The organism is Paraconexibacter sp. AEG42_29, assembly GCF_040581415.1.
GTDB lineage: Bacteria > Actinomycetota > Thermoleophilia > Solirubrobacterales > Solirubrobacteraceae > Paraconexibacter.
Genome location: NZ_CP114014.1, coordinates 846283 through 865061, shown reverse-complemented (window position 1 = coordinate 865061; position 18779 = coordinate 846283). Strand labels below are relative to the sequence as shown.

Below are 18779 nucleotides of genomic sequence, written 5' to 3'. Positions count from 1 at the left end.
GGTGCCAACCCCGGTGAGGCCCGGGGCGGCCCCGACTACCGTCGTCCCCATGATGCGGAGCGACCCGGAACACGTGCAGGTGTCAGTGCGATTCGACGCCACGGACCCACCCCAGGGCGTCGTCCTCGACGGCCCCGACCGGTCGGAGTTCGCAGGGTGGATCGCGCTCGTGCACCTGCTCGACCGGGCCGCAGAGCGCACGCGGCCCGCCGTGCCGCGGGCCGACAGCCCGGGCTGACGCTCAGGGGCCCGCGATCGCGCGGGCGGTGTCGCCGATGCCGATGAGCAGCCGGGCGCAGTCCTCGACGAGCCGCTCGCGCGGGATCGGGACGTCGCCCTCGACCCAGGCGATCATGAGCTCGCTCACGCCGCCGGCGACGAACGCCGCGGTGATCGGCACGATCGGAGCGGCCCCGTCCGGCAGACCGTACTCGGCGTGGCCCAGCATGGTGATCACGGCCGCGAAGCGCTGCATCGTGTGCTGCCGCCGCTGCGCGAGCTCGGTGCTGGCGCTCGCCTCGCGCAGGACGACCCGCGCGCGGCGGGGGTCGTCCGTGAGCGCGGCGACCATCGCCGCGATCGCCGCGTGAGCACGCGCCTCGCGGTGGGCATCGCTGGTCCCGGCACCGCGCACCGCCTCGACGACCGCGGTGATCGTCGCGTCCACCGCCTCGTCGTAGACGGCGAGCGCCAGCGCGTCGAGGGACGTGAAGGACTCGTAGAAGAAGCGGGTCGAGAGGCCGGCCTCGTCGCAGACCCCGCGCACGGTCGACTCGGCCACCCCGCGGGTGCCGAGCAGCTCGAGCCCGGCGTCGAGCAACTGGCGCCGCCGGGCGTCGGCGCGTTCCTCCGCGGTCTGACCGGCATAGGTGCGTCCCACGGACGCATTCTCGCAGCGACCGCCGGCAAAGGAGAAACCTTTCGTTTACGATGCGGTACACCCATCAGGAAACGTTGATATCCGCATGTCCGACCGAGAGGCAAGACCATGAGCCGGGTGCAGGAGCCGTACCGCGACGAGGCGATCGCCATCACGCCGCGCGACGTGCAGTTCGACTGGGACGGAGTGCCGCTGCACTACCTCCCCGGCGAGGCGCTCGTCACCCACGTCTTCAACGCGATGCACCTGACGCTGCCCGAGGGCGAGCGGGCGATGGCGCAGGGGCTCTCCGAGGCCCTGCCGCTGATCGCCGACGAGCGGCTGCGGGAGGAGGTCATCGGCTTCATCGGGCAGGAGTCGATGCACGCCGGCGCCCACGAAGGGGTCCACGCACACCTCGAGCAGCTGGGCCTGCCGGTCGCGCCGCTGGTCGGGCGGATCGAGTGGCTCGTGGACACCTTCCTGTCCGGCCACGGGCTCACCGGGCGCGCGCGGCACGCCTGGCTGTGCGAGCGCCTCGGGCTGTACGCCGCGATGGAGCACTACACGGCGATCCTGGGGCAGTGGGTCCTGGACGCCGACCACCTCGAGGAACTCGGGATGCACCCGATGATGCTCGACCTGATCCGGTGGCACGGCGCCGAGGAGGTCGAGCACCGCAACGTCGCCTTCGACGCCTACATGTACGTCGACGGCAGCTACGCACGGCGCGCGCGGACGGCCCTGGTCGGCAGCGCGATGCTCGGGATCCTGTTCGTCGCGACGACCGGCTACCTCTACGCGAACGACCCCTCCCCGGACAAGGGCCGCTGGTGGCCGCGGCAGCTGGGCAGCGCGATGGCGCGCGGCGTCATCCCGACCGGCCTGCACTTCCTCAGCGAGATCCCCGTCTACCTCAAGCCGAGCTTCCACCCGTCGCAGATGGGACCGCTCGACAAGGCGCTGCGCTACCTCGCCGTCTCCCCCGCCGCCAACGGCCACGCGCACTGACCCGATGACCACGTCCACCCCCAGTTCGCCGCGCGCCCGCGGCACCGACCGGCCGCCGCCCGGACTGCAGGCCGTCGCGACGGTCCTCGGCGCCTACAAGCGCGTGTTCGTCCTGGGGCCGGCCGCGCCCTACCTCGCACGACCGCGGCCCGTCCGGCGGACGGGATTCGACCTCGACCTCGCGGTCGACGCGGTCGTCCCCGAGGCTGACGACGTCGTCGGCCTGACCCTGCGCGCGGCCGCCGGCGCCGCGCTCCCCGGCTGGGTGCCCGGGTCCCACCTGGACCTCGTCCTGCCCTCGGGGCGGGTGCGGCAGTACTCGCTCTGCGGGGACCCCGAGGAGCGGGACGCCTACCGCGTGGCGGTGCGGCGGCTGCCGGACGGCGGCGGCGGATCGCGCGAGGTGCACGACGTGCTGCGCCCGGGTGCCGCCGTCCGGGCCCGCGGCCCGCGCAACGCGTTCCGGCTCGTCGACGCGCCGGCGTACCTGTTCGTCGCCGGCGGCATCGGCATCACGCCGATCCTGCCGATGGTGCAGGCGGCCGAGCGCCGCGGGATCCCGTGGCGGCTCGTGTACGTCGGTCGCTCGCGGGCGAGCATGCCGTTCCTGGACGTCCTGGCCCAGCGACGTGGCGGTGACGTCGTGGTCCATTCAGACGACGAGCACGGGTTCGCCGACGTCGCCGCCCTGCTCACGCGACACCGCAGCGGGCCCGGCCTGGGCCCCGGCGGCGCGCCGCCCGACGTCTACGTGTGCGGTCCGCCGCCCCTGATGGACGCGGTCCGCCAGCTGACGCGCGCCGCGGCCCCCGGCACGCCGCTGTTCCATGAGCGCTTCTCCTCGCCCCCGGTCCTGGACGGCACGGCGTTCGACGTCGTCCTCGCCCGCAGCGGCCGGACCGTCCACGTGGCCGCCGACGAGAGCGCCCTGGACGCGATCCGCCGCGCCGTGCCGGACGTCGCGTACTCCTGCCGGCAGGGCTTCTGCCGCACCTGCCTGTGCACGGTCCTCGACGGCGCGGTCGACCACCGCGACGGCGTCCTGCTCGCCGCCGAGCGACCGGCGGCGATGCTGCCGTGCGTCTCGCGCGCCGCCGGCCCGCGCCTGGTCCTGGACCTCTGATGGCGCCCCCGACTAAGGACGTCGAGCACGTCCCCCTCGTCATCGTCGGCGGCGGCTTCGCCGGGGTCGGGCTCGCCGTGCGGCTGAAGCAGGCCGGCGTGCACGACTTCACCATCCTCGAGCGCGCGAATGCGCTCGGCGGCGTCTGGCGGGACAACACCTACCCGGGCTGCGCGTGCGACGTGCCGTCCGCGCTCTACTCGTACTCGTTCGCGCCGAACCCCGACTGGTCGCGCGTCTACGCGACCCAGCCCGAGATCCTCGCCTACCTGCAGGCGGTGGCTGCGGAGCACTGCGTCGGGCCGCACGTCCGCCTCGGGACGGAGCTGCTCGACGCCCGCTGGGACGACGACGCCCGGCGCTGGCAGCTGCAGACGACCGCAGGACCGCTCACGACGACCGTGCTCGTCGGCGCGCAGGGCCTCTTCGGCGATCCCGTGCTGCCGGACATCCCCGGCCGCGCGACGTTCGCGGGGACGACGTTCCACTCCGCGCGCTGGGACCACACGCAGGACCTGACCGGCCGCCGCGTGGCGGTCATCGGGACGGGGGCGTCGGCGGCCCAGTTCATCCCGGCCATCCAGCCGGAGGTCGAGCGGCTGGTGGTCTTCCAGCGCACGCCGCCCTGGATCATGCCGCGGCTGGACGTGCGGTCGGTGGGGGTCCAGCGCGCCGCCTTCCGTGCCGTCCCGCCGCTGCAGACCGCGCTGCGCGGGGGGATCTTCACGCTGATCGAGGGCCTCGGGCTCGTGCAGTTCGTCAACCTGCGCTTCCGCCACGCGTACGAGGCCGTCGGCCGGCTGCAGCTGCGCCGCCAGGTCCGCGACGCCGGGCTGCGGGCGCGGCTCACGCCGGACTACATGATCGGGTGCAAGCGGGCGATCCTGACCGACGCGTACCTGCCTGCGCTCACGCAGCCGAACGTCGACGTCGTCACCGAGCGCATCCGCGAGATCCGGCCCCACGCGGTCGTGACGGACGACGGCACCGAGCACGCGGTCGACACGATCATCTACGGCACCGGGTTCCAGGCGCCGACCCGCGCGGGGGCCGTGATCCACGGCCGCGACGGCCGCAGCCTGGTCGACCTGTACGACGAGCGGCCGCAGAGCTACCTCGGGGCCGCGTACGCGGGCTTCCCGAATCTGTTCACCGTGCTCGGTCCGTACGGCGCCGCCGGCAACCAGTCCGCGATCTACATGATCGAGCAGCAGGTCGGCTACATCGTCGACGCGGTGCGCGCGATGCGGGCCGGCGACGTCGCGGTCGTCGAAGTCCGCCCGCAGGCGCAGGCGGCGTTCCTGGACGAGGTCGACGAGCGCAGCGCCGGGACGGTCTGGGTCGACGGCGGCTGTCGCAGCTACTACCAGACCCGGGACGGCCACAACTCCGGGCTGTGGCCGAGCTGGAGCTTCGCCTACGCGCACCGCACGCGGCGCTTCGACCCGTCCGCGTACGACCTGACCCCGGCGGCCTGACGCGCACGGGCTCCCACCCGGGCCCGCGGACCCACCGATCGACCGACCACCCGAGACACGAGAGACGAGACCGACATGACCCCCAGGATCCCCGGCGTAGGCACGCTGCTCGGCGCGGCCCGCGCGGCCGGCGTCCCCGGCCTGTCCCCCACCCCGGCCTACGACGTCGCAGGCAGGGTCGCGCTGATAACGGGTGCGGGTCAGGGCATCGGCCTGGCGACCGCCCGCGCGCTCTACGCCCGCGGCGCGAACGTCGTGACGGTCGACGTCGACGCCACCGCACTGGCGGCGGGGGGCTTCGCCGCGGGCCGCTCCCTCGGGATCGCGGCCGACGTACGCGACCGCGACGCCATGGCCGCCGCCGTCGACGCCGCCGTCGCGCGGTTCGGCGCGCTGGACATCGTCGTGGCGAACGCCGGCGTTGTCCCGCAGCCGGCCACGCTGCGGACGATGGACCCGGCCGACTACGACCGTGTCATCGCCATCAACCAGACCGGCGTCTTCAACACCGTGCACCCGGCGCTCGAGTCCGTCATCGCCGCGCGTGGCCACGTGGTCGTCGTGGCGTCCGTCGCCGCCTTCGCGCCCGGCCTGGGCGGGTCGCCGTACATGATCAGCAAGGCCGCGGTCGAGCAGCTGGGCCGCGCGCTGCGGCTCGAGCTGGCGCCGCACGGCGCGACCTGCGGCATCGCCTCGTTCGGCGTGGTGGAGACCGGGATGACCCGGTCGACGCTCGACGAGGACCCGCTCGGCGCCGCGCTCCAGGCGCAGCTCCCGGGTCCGCTGCGGCGGCGCATCACCGCCGAGGACGCGGGCGTCGTGATCGCGGACGGCATCGCGCGGCGGGCGCCGCGCACGATGGCTCCGCAGGCGTGGACGGCGTGGTCGCTGCTGCGGGGCGTCGCGAACGTCGTGCTGGACGACCGGGTCGCCCGGGACCCGGCGGCGCACGCGATCGTCCGGGACATCGAGGCGCGGGCGGCGCCGGCGCGCGCGGGAACCTAGGCTCTGGCGTGTGATCGTCGACCAAGCCGTGTACTGCGACGGGCTCCGCCACGGCCGGCCGGCGACCTGCGCGGACGTCCGCGCCCTCGCGCGGGACCGCGGCGGGACGGCCTGGGTCGGCCTGCACCGTCCGAGCGAGGCCGAGTTCGCCGAGGTGGCCGAGGTCTTCGGCCTGCACGAGCTCGCCGTCCGCGCCGCCGTCACCGGGCACCAGCGCGCCAAGCTGCAGCGGTTCGGCGACACCTGGTTCTGCGTCCTGCGGCCTGCCCGCTACCACGACGACCTCGAGGTCGTCGAGTTCGGTGAGCTGCACGTCTTCGCCGGCCCCGACTTCGTCGTCACGGTCCGGCACGCCGGCATGCCGAAGGTCGCCCGCGTCCGGCGCTCCCTGGAGGACCGCCCCGATCTGCTGCAGCGCGGCCCCGTCGCGATCCTCCATGCGCTCATGGACCGCGTGGTGGAGGACTACGCCCCGGTCGTCGTCGGCCTGCAGACCGACATCGACGAGATCGAGGACGAGGTCTTCAGCGGCAACCCCGACGTCTCCCGCCGCATCTACGAGCTGATCCGCGAGACCGTCGCGTTCCAGCGCGCGACCCTGCCGCTGACCGGCATGCTCGAGCGCCTCATCGCCGACGACCGCATCGAGCTCGACGAGCGGCGCTACCTGCGCGACGTCCTCGACCACGCTCGCGGGGTGAGCGAGCAGACCAACGCCTTCCGCCAGCTCCTGCAGAGCATCCTCGACGTCAACCTCACCATCGAGACCAAGGCCCTCAGCGAGGCCTCCGTCGCGCAGAACGAGGAGACCAAGCGCCTCGCCGAGATCTCGATCGCCCAGAACGAGGAGGTCAAGAAGATCTCCGCCTGGGCCGCCATCCTCTTCGCGCCCACCTTCGTGGGGACGATCTACGGCATGAACTTCGAGCACATGCCCGAGCTGAGCTGGAAGTTCGGCTATCCGATGGCCATCGCGATGATGCTGGCGACCGGTGCGGTGCTGTTCGCGATCTTCCGGCGCCGCACCTGGATCTAGTTCTACCGGCGGTCGCCCGGCCGCAGCGCGCCCGTCAGGCTGCGCCAGATCAGGTGTCGGACCGTCCCGGCGCCCGCCTGCTGCGCGAAGTGACGCGGGAAGTCCCACGGCGTGTGCTCGGGGTCGTGGAGCCGGCGGCGACGGTGCGCCTCGAGCTCGGGGACGAGGACCGGAGCGCGCCGGGGCGGCGACATCACCGACCGGTGATAGAGCCGCGTGCGCAGGGCGACGGGGGTCGCGCGCAGCGCCGTGAGCGTGGCGGGCGGTACCGGTGCGCCGAACCGCGTGGCCAGGTACTCGAGGCCCTCCGCGGCGGGCAAGGTCACATCGCGCTCACGCGCTCGGGCGACCAGCGTGTCCCAGTCGACGGCGTCGGCCTCGAGGCCCAGCAGCACGACGGAGTCCGCGATCCAGCGCACGGGGGCGGCCTGCAGGGGCCCGAACCCGTTGACCACGGTCGTCAGCAGCAGGTCGGCGGGGGACGGGACCGTCACCGGCGTCCCCAGAAGCTGGGCGCTACGTGCGTCCCGGATGACCCCGGCGTCGGAGCCGGCGGTCCGGTAGCACCACCAGTGCAGGTCCAGCGAGCCCCCGTCGCCGTCCACGAAGTTCCAGCCGTGGCAGCTGCTGTCGGCGCGGGGCGGCCCCTCGCTGTGCGACCTCCAGCCGGCCTGCAGCAGGAGGTCGATCGCCCGCCGTCCCTCGTGCTCGGGGACGAGGACATCGACGTCGGTGATCGGCCGCCGGCCGATGCCGCCGGTGAGGGCCAGCACAGCAGCGCCCTTCAGCAGGACGACGGGCATTCCCGCCTGCTCGAGCAGCTGGACGGCGGGCAGGCTCGCGCGCAGCACCGTCGTGTTGTGGGCGAACGTCCGGTGGCCGGATGCACGGAGTCGCGCAACGTCCTCAGGCCCGACACCGGCCGCCCGGTGGTTGTGGTGCAGCTGACCGAGGAGCCGGCGGGACGCCCTGTCCGTCGTCCCCAGGCGCAGTCCGCGCTCGCCCCAGCGGGCCCAGGCGCGTGCCGCCGCCGGCGCGGGGAGCAGTGCGGCCCGGAGGAGGTCGAGCTGCGCGGGGGTCGGGAGCGGCAGCTCCTCGGGGGGCTTCGGCGCCCAGGCGGACGGCACGGCGGGCGTCCTGGGGAGCACCGCTGCAAGGTAACCCTGCTGACCGCACCCCTCAAGTAGAGTCGCGACATTCTGTCGTGCCTCGAGAGGACTGCTGTGACGATCGGCTATGAACGCAGTCCCGACGCCTATGCGGTCGAGATGGACGGCGAGTACGTGATGATGGGCCAGGAGCAGGGCGCGTACTTCGCGCTGAAGGGTGTCGCGGCCGTGGTCTGGGAGCAGCTCGAGTCGCCGCAGACGCTCGACGAGCTCGTCAACGCCGTGGTGGACCGGTTCGAGGTGTCACGCAAGGACTGCGAGCGGGACACGTCGGCATTCCTGGCGCAACTGCTCGAGAGCGGCCTCATTATCGGCACGCGCGAGAAATAACTTGAGCGCGACGCTCCGTCGCAGGTAGACTGTTCGGATGGAAACCCCCCGCGCCCCGTACACCCCGCCGATGCTCGAGCAGCTCACGCTCGAGGCCACCGCCGCAAAGGGCCCCGGCGTGGCCGAGGGCGTCTCAGTCTCGTTCCCGCTCGGTCCGTCGTAGCCGCTGGATCTCCTCACGGGCCGCGTCCAGCCGCGCCCGTAGGTCACGCACCTCGCGCGCCGCGCCCACGTCCAACAGGAGCGGCGCGGCGTCGCACTTGTCCATGACCTCGCGCCGGCACCGCCGCCACACGTCGTACGAGTAGTCGGTGCCGGTGTTCGCGAGCTGCGGCCACACCAGCTTGTGCGAGGTCACGACGGGCGCGTCCGCGACGCCGAACAGCTGGGCGGCGCGCAGGAGGTAGTCCCAGTCCTCGAACACCTCCAGGTCCTCGTCGAAGAGCAGCTCGCCGCCGGCGAGCCCGCCGAGCGGGTAGGCCAGGCCGGAGACGGGTGACCGGAATCGCTTGAGGTGATCGATGAGATCGAACTCGAGCGGGAAGCCCTCGTCCTCGCCGGACCCGTCGAGGAACTTCTTGACCGAGGCGGTCCTGAGCACTCGCCCCGGTGACCGCGCGTCGAGCGCGGCGAAGGTCTCGACCCAGTTCGGCAGCGTCTCGTCGTCGTCGTCCAGGGTCACGAAGTAGCGTCCGCGCGCCTCCCGCAGCCCGTCGTTGAGAATCGCGCCGAGCCGCCCGCCCCCGTCCGCGACCTGGCGGGTCTGCTCCTGGAGCCACGTGGGAAGCCGTGCGACCTCTGCGTCCAGCGTCAGCCCGGGCGGGCGGATGAGCAGCAGCTCGAAGTCGCGCGAGGTCTGCTCGGCCAGGCTGTCGAGGGTCCGCCGGAGCGGCTGCGGCCGGTCGCCGCGCGTCCGCGTGAGCACGCTGATGAGCGGGCCGTCCGTCCGACCCGGCCCCGCCCGCGGCAGCATCGCGAGCGGCCCCGGCTCGAGGCCTGCGACGGGAAGGTCCCAGGTCCACTCGTGGGCCTCGACGGCGACGGACGACGGCTCCGCGCCGAGGGCCGCGCGTCTGGCGGCAACCTGCGCGCCGTCCAGGCGGTGCTGACGCGGAACCGCGGGGGGTGCCCAGCGGGTGGCGGCGAGCACCTCCGTGACGGTCGGCGCCGACGCCCAGGCCACGTCGGCGTACACGACGCGCCGGAACCTGCCGCGGAGCGCGCGCGCGGCCTCGGCCGTCAGGACGTGGGCGGGCTCCCCTCGGGCACCGGCGGGGAACCACAGCTCGTCGACGTCGAGGTCGGCGACGAGGCGCCCGAGCTCCCAGGTCAGCCAGGCCGCCGAGACCTCTGAGGGGTCGCGGTGCGGCAGGTAGAACGCGTCGGCCTGCAGCCGCCGGAGCAGCGCGCGATCGGTGGCGAGTCGCAGGAGCCCGGCCGGTCCGGCGTCGCCCTCCAGGTCGCTGAACACGCTGACCACCGTCGTCGCGGGCCCGATGGCTCCGAACGCCCAGGCTGGCGCGACGCCAGGCAGCGGACTGATGATCAGCCGGCGCGTCGGCACAGTCACTCCGGCGGTCCCGCTGCGGCGCGGAGCGCTTCGAGCTCGGCTTCTGCGTCGTGCACCGCGGCGTACAGCCGTCGCAGGTCCACAGCGCTCCCCGGCGGGAGCAGGAGGAAGCTCGCGTCCGTCGCGTCGTGGACCTGGCGCCAGCTCGCCTGCCAGGTCGGCGCCGGGTAGCCCCCGAACGAGTTCGCCACGTCCGGCCAGCGCAGGTAGCGGGCGGTGACGACCGGGGTGTTCGCGACGCCGAACAGCTGCGCGGCACGCAGGAGGTAGTCCCAGTCCTCGCACACGTCGAGGGTCTCGTCGAAGCGCAGCTCGCCGCCGTCGAGCCGGTCGAGGGGAAAGGCCAGCCCGAGGAACGCGCTCAAGGACTCCGAGAGGTGCCCGACCAGGTCGAAGTCGGCCGGCAGCGTGACGTCGGGCCGGGAGCCGTCGAGGTGGACGAACGCGACGCCGGTGCGCAGGACGCGGCCGGGCGTGGCGGCCTCGAGGTCGGCGAACGTCTGGACCCAGTGCGGGAGCGCCTCGTCGTCGTCGTCGAGCGCGACGAAGTACCGGCCGCGTGCCGCGCGGACCCCGGCGTTCAGCGGGGTCGCCCGCTTGCCACCGGCGACGGGGACGGTCCGGGTGCGCTCGCGCAGCCAGTCGGGGAGCGCGTCGACCTCGGCGGCCACCGCATCGGGGCTGCAGTCGTGGGGCAGCAGCAGCAGCTCGAAGTCACGGGAGGTCTGCTCGACCAGGCTCGCCAGTGCGTGCCGCAGCTGCTCCGGGCGGTCGCCGCGGGTGCGCATCAGCACGCTGAGGAAGACGCCGCCCTCGCGGCCGGCGGCGGGTCGCGGCAGGAGCGCGACGGTCGGGGGCGACGCCGGGGCGGCGGGGAGGTCCCAGGTCCACTCGTGCTCAGCGGCTTGGCAGCGCTCGTGGTCGGGGACGCGCGGCGGGGCGAACCGCGTCGCGGCGAGCACGGACTTCAGCGTCGGTGCGTCCTGCCAGAGCGCGGCCGCGTCCGGGTGCTCCGCGTACATCACGCGGCGGAACGATCCCCGCAGGCGCAGCGCCGCCTCCGCCGTGACGCTATGCCGCCGGTCGCCGATCCCCGCCGGCAGCCAGATCTCGTCGAAGTCGTGCGCGATCCGGTTCAGCGCCCAGGCGACCTGCACCACGGTCGACGCCGGCACGGGATCGGCGAACGCGAAGTACAGGCACTCGGCGTCCGCCCGCAGCAGGGCCGCGCGGTCGCGGGCGACCTCCGCCACCATGGCGAGGCGCTCCGCGGGTCCGGCCTCCGACGGGGGGCCGGCGAAGACGCTGACGACGGTGGTGCCGGCGTCCAGTCCGTGCGAGGCCGACCGCAGCGCGACGCCCGGACCCGGGCTGATGATCAGGCGCCGCATCGGTCCCCCGTCAGCAGCCCGCCGCGGAACACCTGCGGCATCAGGCCGGACCACCCGGAGTTCCCTTCCAGCAGGACGGGGCCGTCGGCCGTCACCGTCCAGTCCCAGGCGATGGCCGGCAGGTCGACCAGCGCCTGCAGGCGCGCGCTCTGCGCCAGGATCGCGTCGAAGCACGGCACGCGGAACCCGTCGCCGGCCCGCTGCCGCACCGCACGCGCTGCGGCCGGGGTCGGGTGGTGCGGGACCTCGGGCAGCACGGCGCCGGTCGCTGCCTCGATCTCGAGGATCGCGTACCCGCCGGTGGGCAGCGGCACCTCGAGCAGGGCGACGAGGAGCTCGTCGTCGCGGCGGGTGATGGCGCGGATCGTGGTGACCTCGTCGCCTTCGACCTCGGCCAACGGCCGCAGGGCCACGCAGTCGCGGAGCAGGGGCTGGACGAGCGCGTCGCCGTGGCCGATCAGCTCACGCCAGGCCGACTCGACCGCCGCCGGCGAGTCGAGCGGCGGGCCGTTCAGCCGGCGCCCGATCCAGCCGGCCTCGGCGCGGACGGCCGCGAACGCGCCGAGGGCCCGGTTCCCCGCGCGGAGCTTGCAGAACACCTCCAGCGGGTCGCCCGCGGTCCCGGTCAGCAGGGTCGCCAGCGGCTCGGCGCTCCCGCGCCGGACGGCCACGAGCGCCCGTGGAACCGTCACGCCGTGCGCAGCCGCCAGCTCGGCGAACGCCTGCTTGTCGGCGAGGAGCGCCGTGGCCGAGGCGTCGCGGTTGCGCAGGGCGTGCCAGCCGCCGATCTCCTGGTCGAACACGAACTCGAGGAGCCGTGACCCCGGCCGGTCCAGCCCGAACAGCAGCAGCTGGCCGGGCGGGACCGACCACGCCGCCGAGCGGACCAGCAGCCGCACCCGGCGGCCGCGCGGGGCCTGCCGCAGCTGCCGGGGCAGCGTCAGCAGGAACCGCACGTAGAGCCAGAGCTCCAGGACGACGTGCGCGGCCGGCGGGACGCCGCTACGGCCCGCCCACCACAGGCGCAGGTGGGTGCGGACCAGCGGCCGGTGGCACAGCAGCAGCCCGGGGCCGAACAGCCCGTGCGGCACCCGCCGCCCGGCGTACCGGCGTCGTGCGGCAGCCAGGCGGCTCACGACGCCGTGAGCCATGCGGTCTGGGCTTCCAGCGTCCCGATCCACGACGTCGCGCCGATGGGCGCTCCGGTCCGCGCCCGCCGGAGGCTGTCGTCGACCCGCCGCCGGTCGACGATGTCCGCCAGCGGGCCGGGAAGGGTGCCCACCGACGGGGACGCAGCAGCCGGCGCGCCGGCGTGAGGCCGCACCAGGTTCGCGCCCATGCCCTTGTCGCACCGGTCGACGATCACGTCGGGCACGGTCCCCCGCACCGCGCGCCGGTGCAGGTCGCGGCCGCTGCCGGGTCCGTACTTCTCGATGCTCGGGGTCGAGAGGTACTGCTGGACCAGTCGCGAGTCCCACAGCGGCCACTGGTACTCGATGCCCCAGGTCCCCGCGACGAGCGTGCACTCCGAGACCCGGGCGGCGATCCAGGTCTGCTCGAGCAGGTGGTCGACGAGGAAGCCGTTGATCGTGCGGAAGGGGGCGTCGTAGCGCGCGGCGTCGAAGTAGCGCCGCCGCAGGTCGTACTCCGCGACGACGTCGTCGCGCAGCACGTGCCACGGCCAGCACTCCTTGAAGGCGGAGTGCAGGGCCGCGTGGTGGCGGCGCCGGACGATCCGCCGCCAGACCAGCTGCTTGAGCGTCCGGGCGGGCTTGGTCGCGACGTTGCCGATGACGTTGCGGTACAGCCCCGACACATCGCCGCGGTCCGCCAGCTCGGTCAGGAGCAGCGAACCGTGGTAGGTGGTCGCCTCGTCCCCGCCGAAGCCCGAGAAGAGAGTGCGCACGCCGCGGGCCGCCGCCAGCTCGTAGAACGTCGCGAACGAGCCGGCCATGCCGTGGTCCTCGGGGTGGCCGAGGACGCGCAGCGCCCGCGCGGTCGCAGACTCTTCCGAGGCGAGACCGGCGCCGGCGGTGAGGAGGTGGTTCCAGCTCGCGCCCGCGGCGGCGCTGGCGCTGAGGATCGCCATCGGCTCGTGCTCCGCATGGACCACGCCGAACGTCTCGATCTGCTGCCGAGGACGGTCCACGAACCCGCCGAGCAGCGCGAGGATGCTCGTCGAATCCAGGCCGCCGCTGTTCTCGACCCCGATCACGTCGTCGGCCGGGATACGGCAGCGGACGGCCTCGTCGAGCACCGTCCGGTAGTCCTTCACCCAGCGGTCCTCGCGCACCGGCGCCCACGTGCTGTCGTCCCGCCAGGTGTGCCAGCGTCGCGTCCGGACCCCGGTGTCCGGGGCCCATGCGACGAGCGTGCCGGGGGCGACGCGCCGGATCTCCCGGTACGGAGTGCGCTGCGGGTCGTCCAGGTACAACCCGAGCAGCCGGCAGGCGATCCACTCCGGGTCGGGGGTCGGTGACGGCCCCCGCAGGGTGCGCAGCGCGGCGACGCTCGTCGCGAAGGCGAAGCCGCCGTCGACGGCCCGGTAGCAGAGGGGCTTCACGCCGACCTGGTCGCGGACCAGGGTCACCGCGCCGCTGCCGGAGTCGACGGCAGCACAGGCGAAGTCACCGACGAGCCGGGTGAGGAAGTCCGGCCCCTCGCGCCGCAGGCCGGCCTCGACCAGCGCCCGATCGGTCGCGAAAGGCGTCGTGTCGAGCGCGCGCGTCAGGTCCGCGCGGTTGTCGATCCGGCCCCAGAAGGCGAGCACGGTGCCGGCCTGCGGCTGGGGGCCGCTGTCCGCGTCGCGCCGGTGCTGGACGAGCACCACCCGATCGCTGCGCCACTCGTCCACGGCGTCCGGCTGGTGGTACGGCGCGAGGGCGGCGCGAAGGGCCCCCGGGTCCGCGAGGTCCGCGGCCGGGCGGCCCAGGCTCACGACTCCCGCGAACATCGCCTCAGGCTCCGTGGTGCGCGGAGATGTCCGCGAGGATCGCGTCGGCGGTCGCGGCCGGGCGGTAGGAGCCGGCGGGGCGCAGGACGCGCACGACGCGCGAGCGCGCGGCCAGCGTCGCGCAGCGTTGCAGGTGGCGGCGGCGTTGGCCCGGCGCGTCCACGAGGGCCGCCCGGTAGGTGTGCGTCATCAGCACGCCCAGCCGGTCGGTGCCGGCCACGTGGACGAGCTCGAGGTCGTGCTCCTCGTGGCGCTCGAGCACGTAGACCGCGGCGACCGGGAGCCGCTGCGTGGGCGGCGCGTCGATCGCCATGTGGAACTTGTCGTCCTGGGGCCGCACCCGCGGGAGCCCGTCGACGCTGACGCCGAGCAGGTCGGCGGCGTCCTGCCACAGCTTCACGCGCGGCGGGCCGGGCACGGTGAAGCCCTCGGCGTCGATTGCCACGACGTCGTCGGAGAAGACGTCGAAGCCGCGCAGATGCAGCTCGCCGGCGAGGGTCGACTTGCCGGCTCCGGAGTGGCCGACCGCGAGGACCACGGCGGCGCCGTGGCGGAACGCGTTGCCGTGGAGGACGAGCAGGCCACGCTGGTACAGCACCGCCCCGAGGGCCGAGCCGAGCAGGTAGAGGCGGACCTCGTCCGGGTGGCTGCCCTCGGCGGGCTCGACGACGATCCGGCGACCCCCCTCGACGAGGAAGCGCGCGACGCCTGGGACGTCGAGCCAGAACCGGTCCAGATCGCCGGCGATCGCGGAACCGACCCGCCAGACATCTTCTTCCGGCTGTTCGATCAGGCCCAGCGTGATCTCGACGTCGGGCGCCGCGACGGACGACCCATGGGCGAGCTCGGGCAGCGGCAGCTCGCTGGCCCAGGTCAGCCCGTGGCACTCATAGAGCATGCGGTACACGTCCCCAGAGGTACGTCCGCACGGTTGCGTGGTCGGCGAAGCCGTCGCCGCCGCTGACCGCGACGGGGCCCGCCATGACCCAGGCGTGCGCCTTGAGCTCAGCCGACTCCGCCTCACGCCGGACGCCGAAGCAGGTCGCGTGCGGAACCCGAGTGGCGCTCAGCAGGACGTGGGCGGTCAGCGCCTGCGGATAGCAGGCTGATTCCCACGGCGTCGCTGCACTGGCACGCGCCACCGCCCGGCAGACCGTTCGCGCCCGCGCGACCTGGGCCGGCGAGACGACGGGGACCGCGGGCGCGGTGGCCAGGTCGCGACCGAGGAGCCTGGCGAAGCGCGCGTGGGGAACGGCGGCGATGACGAAGCGACTGACGCCGAGCAGCACCCACGCGCCGGACATCATGGCGCTCCGGACAGTGGCTCTGAGGAGGCGGGCGACGAGAGCGTCCCGCCTCATAGCTGCGACACTAGCAAGCAATTCCCGGCGACACTCCCCACATCGGCCGGGACCCGGCGACGCCCGACACACGCCAGCGGGTCCGTGCCCTGCTGCGCGTTCTCACGGCCCACGTCAGCCGGGGCCGGATCGCGTTCGTCCTGGGCCTCCAGCTGCTCGCGGCGCTCGGCGAAGGGGTGGGGCTCGCGCTGCTCGTGCCGGCCTTCGGGGTCGCTTCCGGCGACTCGCGGGTCGCCATTCCGGGGCTGGGCGTCGACGTCTCGCCGGCCGTTGCGCTGGTGGCCGTGGCGCTTGCCGTCACCGCACGGGCGGCGCTCTCGGCGTACAGCACCGTCGTCACCACCAAGATGCGGCTGCGCACCACCGACGGGCTGCGCCGCGACCTCCTCGAGGCCACGCTGCACGCCGACTGGCGCTTCACCGTCCAGCACCACCGCAGCGATCTGCTGCAGCAGCTCACGACGCAGGTCGGACGCGTCGGCACCGCGCTCGACACCCTGGGACGCATCACGATCGCGCTCGTCATGCTGGTCGCGGTCGCCGGCGCCGCGATCGTCGTCGATCCGGTGATCGGCCTGTCGGCCGTCGTCACCGTCGCCCTGGTGGCCCTGGTCGCGCGTGGCTCGGTCGGCTCGGCCGCGCACCTCGGGGCCCTGTTCACGCAGCGGGTCTTCGCCTACGGGCAGCAGGTCACCGACCTGCTGGCGTCGCTGCAGGTGGCCCGTGCGCACGATGCCTCCGCGCGCTGGCTCGACAGCGTCTCGGCCGAGGCCGCGCGCGGCAGCGAGCTCCAGGCGGAGTTCGTCCGGCGCCAGGCGCTCCTGCAGTTCGTGATGGCCGTCGCCGGGGTCATCGGCCTGCTCGGCCTGCTCGTCGCCGCACGGCACGCCGGCCTGGAGACCACCGTGCTGGTGGTTCTGGCCATGGCGGCATCGCGCCTGCTGGGCTCGACGCAGACGCTGATCCAGATGAGCCAGCTGCTCGCCAACACGGCGGCCGCCGTCGACGAGGTCGCCGATTACCTCGACGAGGCCCGGGCCCACCGCGAGCACGAGCCGTCCGCCGGGGACGCGCTCCCGACAGGCGAGCCGGCGACCATCGCCATCGAGGGCCTGCGGGTCGGATACGCGGAGCGGCCGGTGCTGTCCGACCTGTCCTGCCGGATGCCCGCCGGGCAGGTGACCCTGATCCGCGGCCCGAGCGGTGCCGGGAAGACGACCCTCATCGCGGTGATCGTCGGCCTGCTCAAGCCCGAGGAGGGCCGCCTGCTGATCGACGACGCCCCGCCGGCGGACCTCCCGGCGTGGCGCGCGCGCTGTGGCTACGTCCCGCAGGAGTCCACGCTCGTCACCGGGTCCGTCCGCACGAACCTCACCTGGACCGTCCACACCGGCCGCGACGTGGGCGACGCCGAGCTCTGGGCCGCCCTGCGGACCGCATGCGTCGACGACGTGGTGCACGCGCTGCCGGACGGGCTCGACACGGACCTCAGCGACTTCCCCCGGCTGTCCGGCGGGGAACGGCAGCGGCTGTGCATCGCGCGGGCGCTCGTCCGTCGTCCCGACGTGCTGATCCTCGACGAGGCCACGAGCGCGCTCGACGAGGAGACGGAGCGCCGCGTCCTGAGCGGGCTCCGCGGACAGGACCGGACGGTGGTGATGGTCGGGCACCGCGCGGCGCTCGTCGACGTCGCCGACCACGTGGTGGAGATCGGCGCCCACGTCGCCGCCGAACGGTGACGGTACCGTCGATGCCCGGGTGGATCGTGAGTGGGCGACCCGCGGGCGCGAGCGGCTAGCCGTGCGCGTCGCGCTCGTGCAGCCGTCCGACCTCGGTCCGGGCGAGCGGTCCAAGCAGGTCCTCGTCCTGACGGCGGCACTGCGCCGGCTCGGGCACGAGGCCGTCGCCCTGTCACCCGTGGTGCACGGAACGGAGGACCTCGCCGAGCCCGCCAGCATGAGCGACCTCTGCGACCCGTCGGCGTGGCGGCGGCGCGGCGTCGACGGCGTCGTTGCGGTCACGTGGCTCCACCAGGCGGCCGTCCTGCGCGCCGCCCGCGAGGCCGGCCTGCCGACGATCGCGCTCGCGGACTCCGACGGCAAGGTCGTGCCGTGGCGGCACCCCCGCAACCTCGTGCTGCGCGCGGCAGGCACGGCCCGGCACGCCGCGGCCGTCCGCATGAGCGTCGTACCGGCGCCCGCGGGCGGCCGCGTGGGGACGCCCCCGGCGGTCACCACATCGCCACCCGGTCCTGATCCCTCGCGGCTCGGCCTGCGGGCGCGCATCGACTTCGGCGCGCGGGTCCGTGCCGCCGTGGCGGTCGCCGACTGGACGGGGGTGTCGGGACGACCCGCGCTCGACGACTACCGCGCGACGCTGCAGCGCCTCGGCATCGCCATCGCGCCGGGGCGGATCGGCATCAGCGAGCAGGCCGCGGCGCCGCACTTCGTCGGGGCGCCGCTCGACGGTCCGCGGCAGCGCGAGGTCCTCGCGATCGGCCGGTGGTACGCCGCGCAGAAGGATCCGCTGTTGCTGCGCGCCACGCTGCGCGAGCTCCTCGCGCACGACCCCGAGGTGCGGGTCACGATCGTCGGTCCGGGCGCCGGGCAGGTGATCCCGCGGCACGCGCGCGTGGAGGCCCTCGACGCGGTCCCCAACGCCGAGCTGCCCGAACTCCTCACCCGGGCGGCCGTGCTGCTGTCCACCTCCCGCTGGGAGGGTGGTTCGGCGACGGTGTTCAGCGAGGCCGTGACCTGCGGGTGCCCCGTGGTCGGCCCGTCGCTGAACGCGGTGGCGCACGCGGCCGGCGGCGGGCACGGGAGTGTCATGGTCGCCGGGCGCTCGCCCGCGCGGCTGGCGGCAGCGGCGCTCCGGGTCGTGGACGCCTGGGACGATGCTGCCGGCCGACGGCTCGCAGCGGCGTGGCGCCCGCGGCTGGATCCGCTGGTGGTCGCCGCCGACCTCGCCGCGCGCCTGTCGTCCCCCACGGCGCCCGGCTGACGGGCCGTGCCCGCAGAGCGCGCCCGAGAGGATTCGAACCTCTGACCTTCGGTTCCGTAGGTGGCAAAAGCCGATCACTGGAGATCACCTGCGCGCAGGACGTCCCCGCAAATCGCTGCTTTCTGCCGGTCGCCGTCGCCGTCGAGATGCCCCGATATCCGTGGGGCGTGTTGCCCCATTGTTGCCCCAGCCGCGCGCTGACCGTCGGTCTTTCGAACCGACGGTCGGTCGCCACGGGACACCAGACACGCGTCCAACTCCGCGAGCGCAGCGTCGCTGACGGCGTATGCGCTGATCGGAACAGGTTCGGCACGAACGCGAACCGGCCATCGGGCGTCAACGTGATGCCGTGCGGAAAACGGCCCGCGGGGAACGGCGAGCCCGGTACCGGGTGGAGATCACCCCCGGGCGCGATGCGGTAGCCGGAGATCGACAAGCTGAGTCTCGTTGACCACGTAGAGGTGGCGACGATCCGGGCCGATAAGCGATGATG

The 18779-nt window shown here is 74.2% G+C and carries 18 protein-coding genes; 10 read left to right on the top strand and 8 right to left on the bottom strand.

All coding sequences use genetic code 11. From position 1 onward, the window contains the following. The first annotated feature begins 49 nt into the window (after positions 1-49). The gene (locus tag DSM112329_RS04130) at positions 50-238 is read left to right on the top strand and encodes a hypothetical protein (RefSeq protein ID WP_354700545.1); all 189 of its coding nucleotides are present in this window, start codon (positions 50-52) and stop codon (positions 236-238) included. Between the two features lie 3 nt (positions 239-241). Here DSM112329_RS04130 and DSM112329_RS04125 read toward each other — a convergent pair whose 3' ends face one another. Further along, complete coding sequence (locus DSM112329_RS04125; RefSeq protein ID WP_354700544.1) at positions 242-880, bottom strand: TetR/AcrR family transcriptional regulator; 639 nt, start codon at positions 878-880, stop codon at positions 242-244. A gap of 108 nt (positions 881-988) precedes the next feature. On the opposite strand from DSM112329_RS04125, the gene DSM112329_RS04120 reads away from it, so the two are divergent. The 5 genes from DSM112329_RS04120 to DSM112329_RS04100 all read left to right on the top strand — a co-directional run bounded on the left by DSM112329_RS04120 (position 989) and on the right by DSM112329_RS04100 (position 6512). Beyond that, entirely contained in the window at positions 989-1870 is an 882-nt protein-coding gene (locus DSM112329_RS04120) for a metal-dependent hydrolase (protein WP_354700543.1), read from the top strand. Between the two features lie 4 nt (positions 1871-1874). Further along, complete coding sequence (locus tag DSM112329_RS04115; protein WP_354700542.1) at positions 1875-2993, top strand: PDR/VanB family oxidoreductase; 1119 nt, start codon at positions 1875-1877, stop codon at positions 2991-2993. Then, a complete protein-coding gene (locus DSM112329_RS04110) occupies positions 2993-4471 on the top strand; it encodes an NAD(P)/FAD-dependent oxidoreductase (RefSeq protein WP_354700541.1) in 1479 nt (492 codons plus the stop codon). Before DSM112329_RS04115 ends, DSM112329_RS04110 begins: the two co-directional genes overlap by 1 nt. A gap of 75 nt (positions 4472-4546) precedes the next feature. Continuing rightward, positions 4547-5476, top strand: coding sequence for a short-chain dehydrogenase/reductase (locus DSM112329_RS04105; protein ID WP_354700540.1), 930 nt, complete (start codon positions 4547-4549; stop codon positions 5474-5476). A 10-nt stretch (positions 5477-5486) separates the two neighbouring features. Next, positions 5487-6512, top strand: coding sequence for a magnesium and cobalt transport protein CorA (locus DSM112329_RS04100; protein ID WP_354700539.1), 1026 nt, complete (start codon positions 5487-5489; stop codon positions 6510-6512). Between the two features lie 2 nt (positions 6513-6514). On the opposite strand, the gene DSM112329_RS04095 is transcribed toward DSM112329_RS04100, so the two are convergent. Continuing rightward, entirely contained in the window at positions 6515-7660 is a 1146-nt protein-coding gene (locus DSM112329_RS04095) for a nucleotidyltransferase family protein (RefSeq protein ID WP_354700538.1), read from the bottom strand. Between the two features lie 75 nt (positions 7661-7735). On the opposite strand from DSM112329_RS04095, the gene DSM112329_RS04090 reads away from it, so the two are divergent. Together DSM112329_RS04090 and DSM112329_RS04085 are read left to right on the top strand one after the other, a co-directional pair. Further along, positions 7736-8011, top strand: a complete 276-nt coding sequence (locus tag DSM112329_RS04090; protein ID WP_354700537.1) for a PqqD family peptide modification chaperone — start codon at positions 7736-7738, stop codon at positions 8009-8011. 37 nt (positions 8012-8048) lie between these two features. Next, the gene (locus DSM112329_RS04085; protein ID WP_354700536.1) at positions 8049-8174 is read left to right on the top strand and encodes a hypothetical protein; all 126 of its coding nucleotides are present in this window, start codon (positions 8049-8051) and stop codon (positions 8172-8174) included. Here DSM112329_RS04085 and DSM112329_RS04080 read toward each other — a convergent pair. The 6 genes from DSM112329_RS04080 to DSM112329_RS04055 form a co-directional block, all read right to left on the bottom strand. Further along, positions 8145-9482 carry a glycosyltransferase family A protein gene (locus DSM112329_RS04080; protein WP_354700535.1) on the bottom strand — a complete coding sequence of 446 codons (1338 nt, stop codon included), beginning with the start codon at positions 9480-9482 and terminating at the stop codon, positions 8145-8147. The two genes, DSM112329_RS04085 and DSM112329_RS04080, sit on opposite strands and share 30 nt — an antisense overlap. A gap of 95 nt (positions 9483-9577) precedes the next feature. Then, positions 9578-10972, bottom strand: coding sequence for a glycosyltransferase family A protein (locus tag DSM112329_RS04075; protein ID WP_354700534.1), 1395 nt, complete (start codon positions 10970-10972; stop codon positions 9578-9580). Beyond that, positions 10960-12123 (bottom strand): sugar-transfer associated ATP-grasp domain-containing protein, encoded by a 1164-nt coding sequence (locus DSM112329_RS04070; protein WP_354700533.1) that lies wholly within the window; start codon positions 12121-12123, stop codon positions 10960-10962. Before DSM112329_RS04070 ends, DSM112329_RS04075 begins: the two co-directional genes overlap by 13 nt. Then, complete coding sequence (locus tag DSM112329_RS04065) at positions 12105-13925, bottom strand: asparagine synthetase B family protein (protein WP_354700532.1); 1821 nt, start codon at positions 13923-13925, stop codon at positions 12105-12107. Before DSM112329_RS04065 ends, DSM112329_RS04070 begins: the two co-directional genes overlap by 19 nt. 4 nt (positions 13926-13929) lie before the next feature. After that, positions 13930-14832: a hypothetical protein gene (locus tag DSM112329_RS04060; protein WP_354700531.1), complete on the bottom strand. Its 903-nt coding sequence runs from the start codon at positions 14830-14832 to the stop codon at positions 13930-13932. Next, on the bottom strand, positions 14813-15286 hold the full coding sequence (locus tag DSM112329_RS04055) for a lasso peptide biosynthesis B2 protein (protein WP_354700530.1): 474 nt from the start codon (positions 15284-15286) through the stop codon (positions 14813-14815). The genes DSM112329_RS04060 and DSM112329_RS04055 overlap by 20 nt, the downstream gene beginning before the upstream one ends. A gap of 176 nt (positions 15287-15462) precedes the next feature. Between DSM112329_RS04055 and DSM112329_RS04050 the strand changes: the two genes are divergently transcribed. Together DSM112329_RS04050 and DSM112329_RS04045 are read left to right on the top strand one after the other, a co-directional pair. Continuing rightward, positions 15463-17025 carry an ABC transporter ATP-binding protein gene (locus DSM112329_RS04050; protein WP_354700529.1) on the top strand — a complete coding sequence of 521 codons (1563 nt, stop codon included), beginning with the start codon at positions 15463-15465 and terminating at the stop codon, positions 17023-17025. 19 nt (positions 17026-17044) lie between these two features. Next, positions 17045-18286, top strand: coding sequence for a glycosyltransferase (locus tag DSM112329_RS04045; protein WP_354700528.1), 1242 nt, complete (start codon positions 17045-17047; stop codon positions 18284-18286). The last annotated feature ends 493 nt before the right edge of the window (positions 18287-18779 follow it).

Coding starts and splice junctions, on each gene's coding strand:
- DSM112329_RS04130 (WP_354700545.1), top strand. CDS start 50: ATGATGCGGAGCGACCCGGAACACGTGCAGGTGTCAGTGCGATTCGAC.
- DSM112329_RS04120 (WP_354700543.1), top strand. CDS start 989: ATGAGCCGGGTGCAGGAGCCGTACCGCGACGAGGCGATCGCCATCACG.
- DSM112329_RS04115 (WP_354700542.1), top strand. CDS start 1,875: ATGACCACGTCCACCCCCAGTTCGCCGCGCGCCCGCGGCACCGACCGG.
- DSM112329_RS04110 (WP_354700541.1), top strand. CDS start 2,993: ATGGCGCCCCCGACTAAGGACGTCGAGCACGTCCCCCTCGTCATCGTC.
- DSM112329_RS04105 (WP_354700540.1), top strand. CDS start 4,547: ATGACCCCCAGGATCCCCGGCGTAGGCACGCTGCTCGGCGCGGCCCGC.
- DSM112329_RS04085 (WP_354700536.1), top strand. CDS start 8,049: ATGGAAACCCCCCGCGCCCCGTACACCCCGCCGATGCTCGAGCAGCTC.
- DSM112329_RS04075 (WP_354700534.1), bottom strand. CDS start 10,972: ATGCGGCGCCTGATCATCAGCCCGGGTCCGGGCGTCGCGCTGCGGTCG.
- DSM112329_RS04070 (WP_354700533.1), bottom strand. CDS start 12,123: ATGGCTCACGGCGTCGTGAGCCGCCTGGCTGCCGCACGACGCCGGTAC.
- DSM112329_RS04065 (WP_354700532.1), bottom strand. CDS start 13,925: ATGTTCGCGGGAGTCGTGAGCCTGGGCCGCCCGGCCGCGGACCTCGCG.
- DSM112329_RS04055 (WP_354700530.1), bottom strand. CDS start 15,286: ATGAGGCGGGACGCTCTCGTCGCCCGCCTCCTCAGAGCCACTGTCCGG.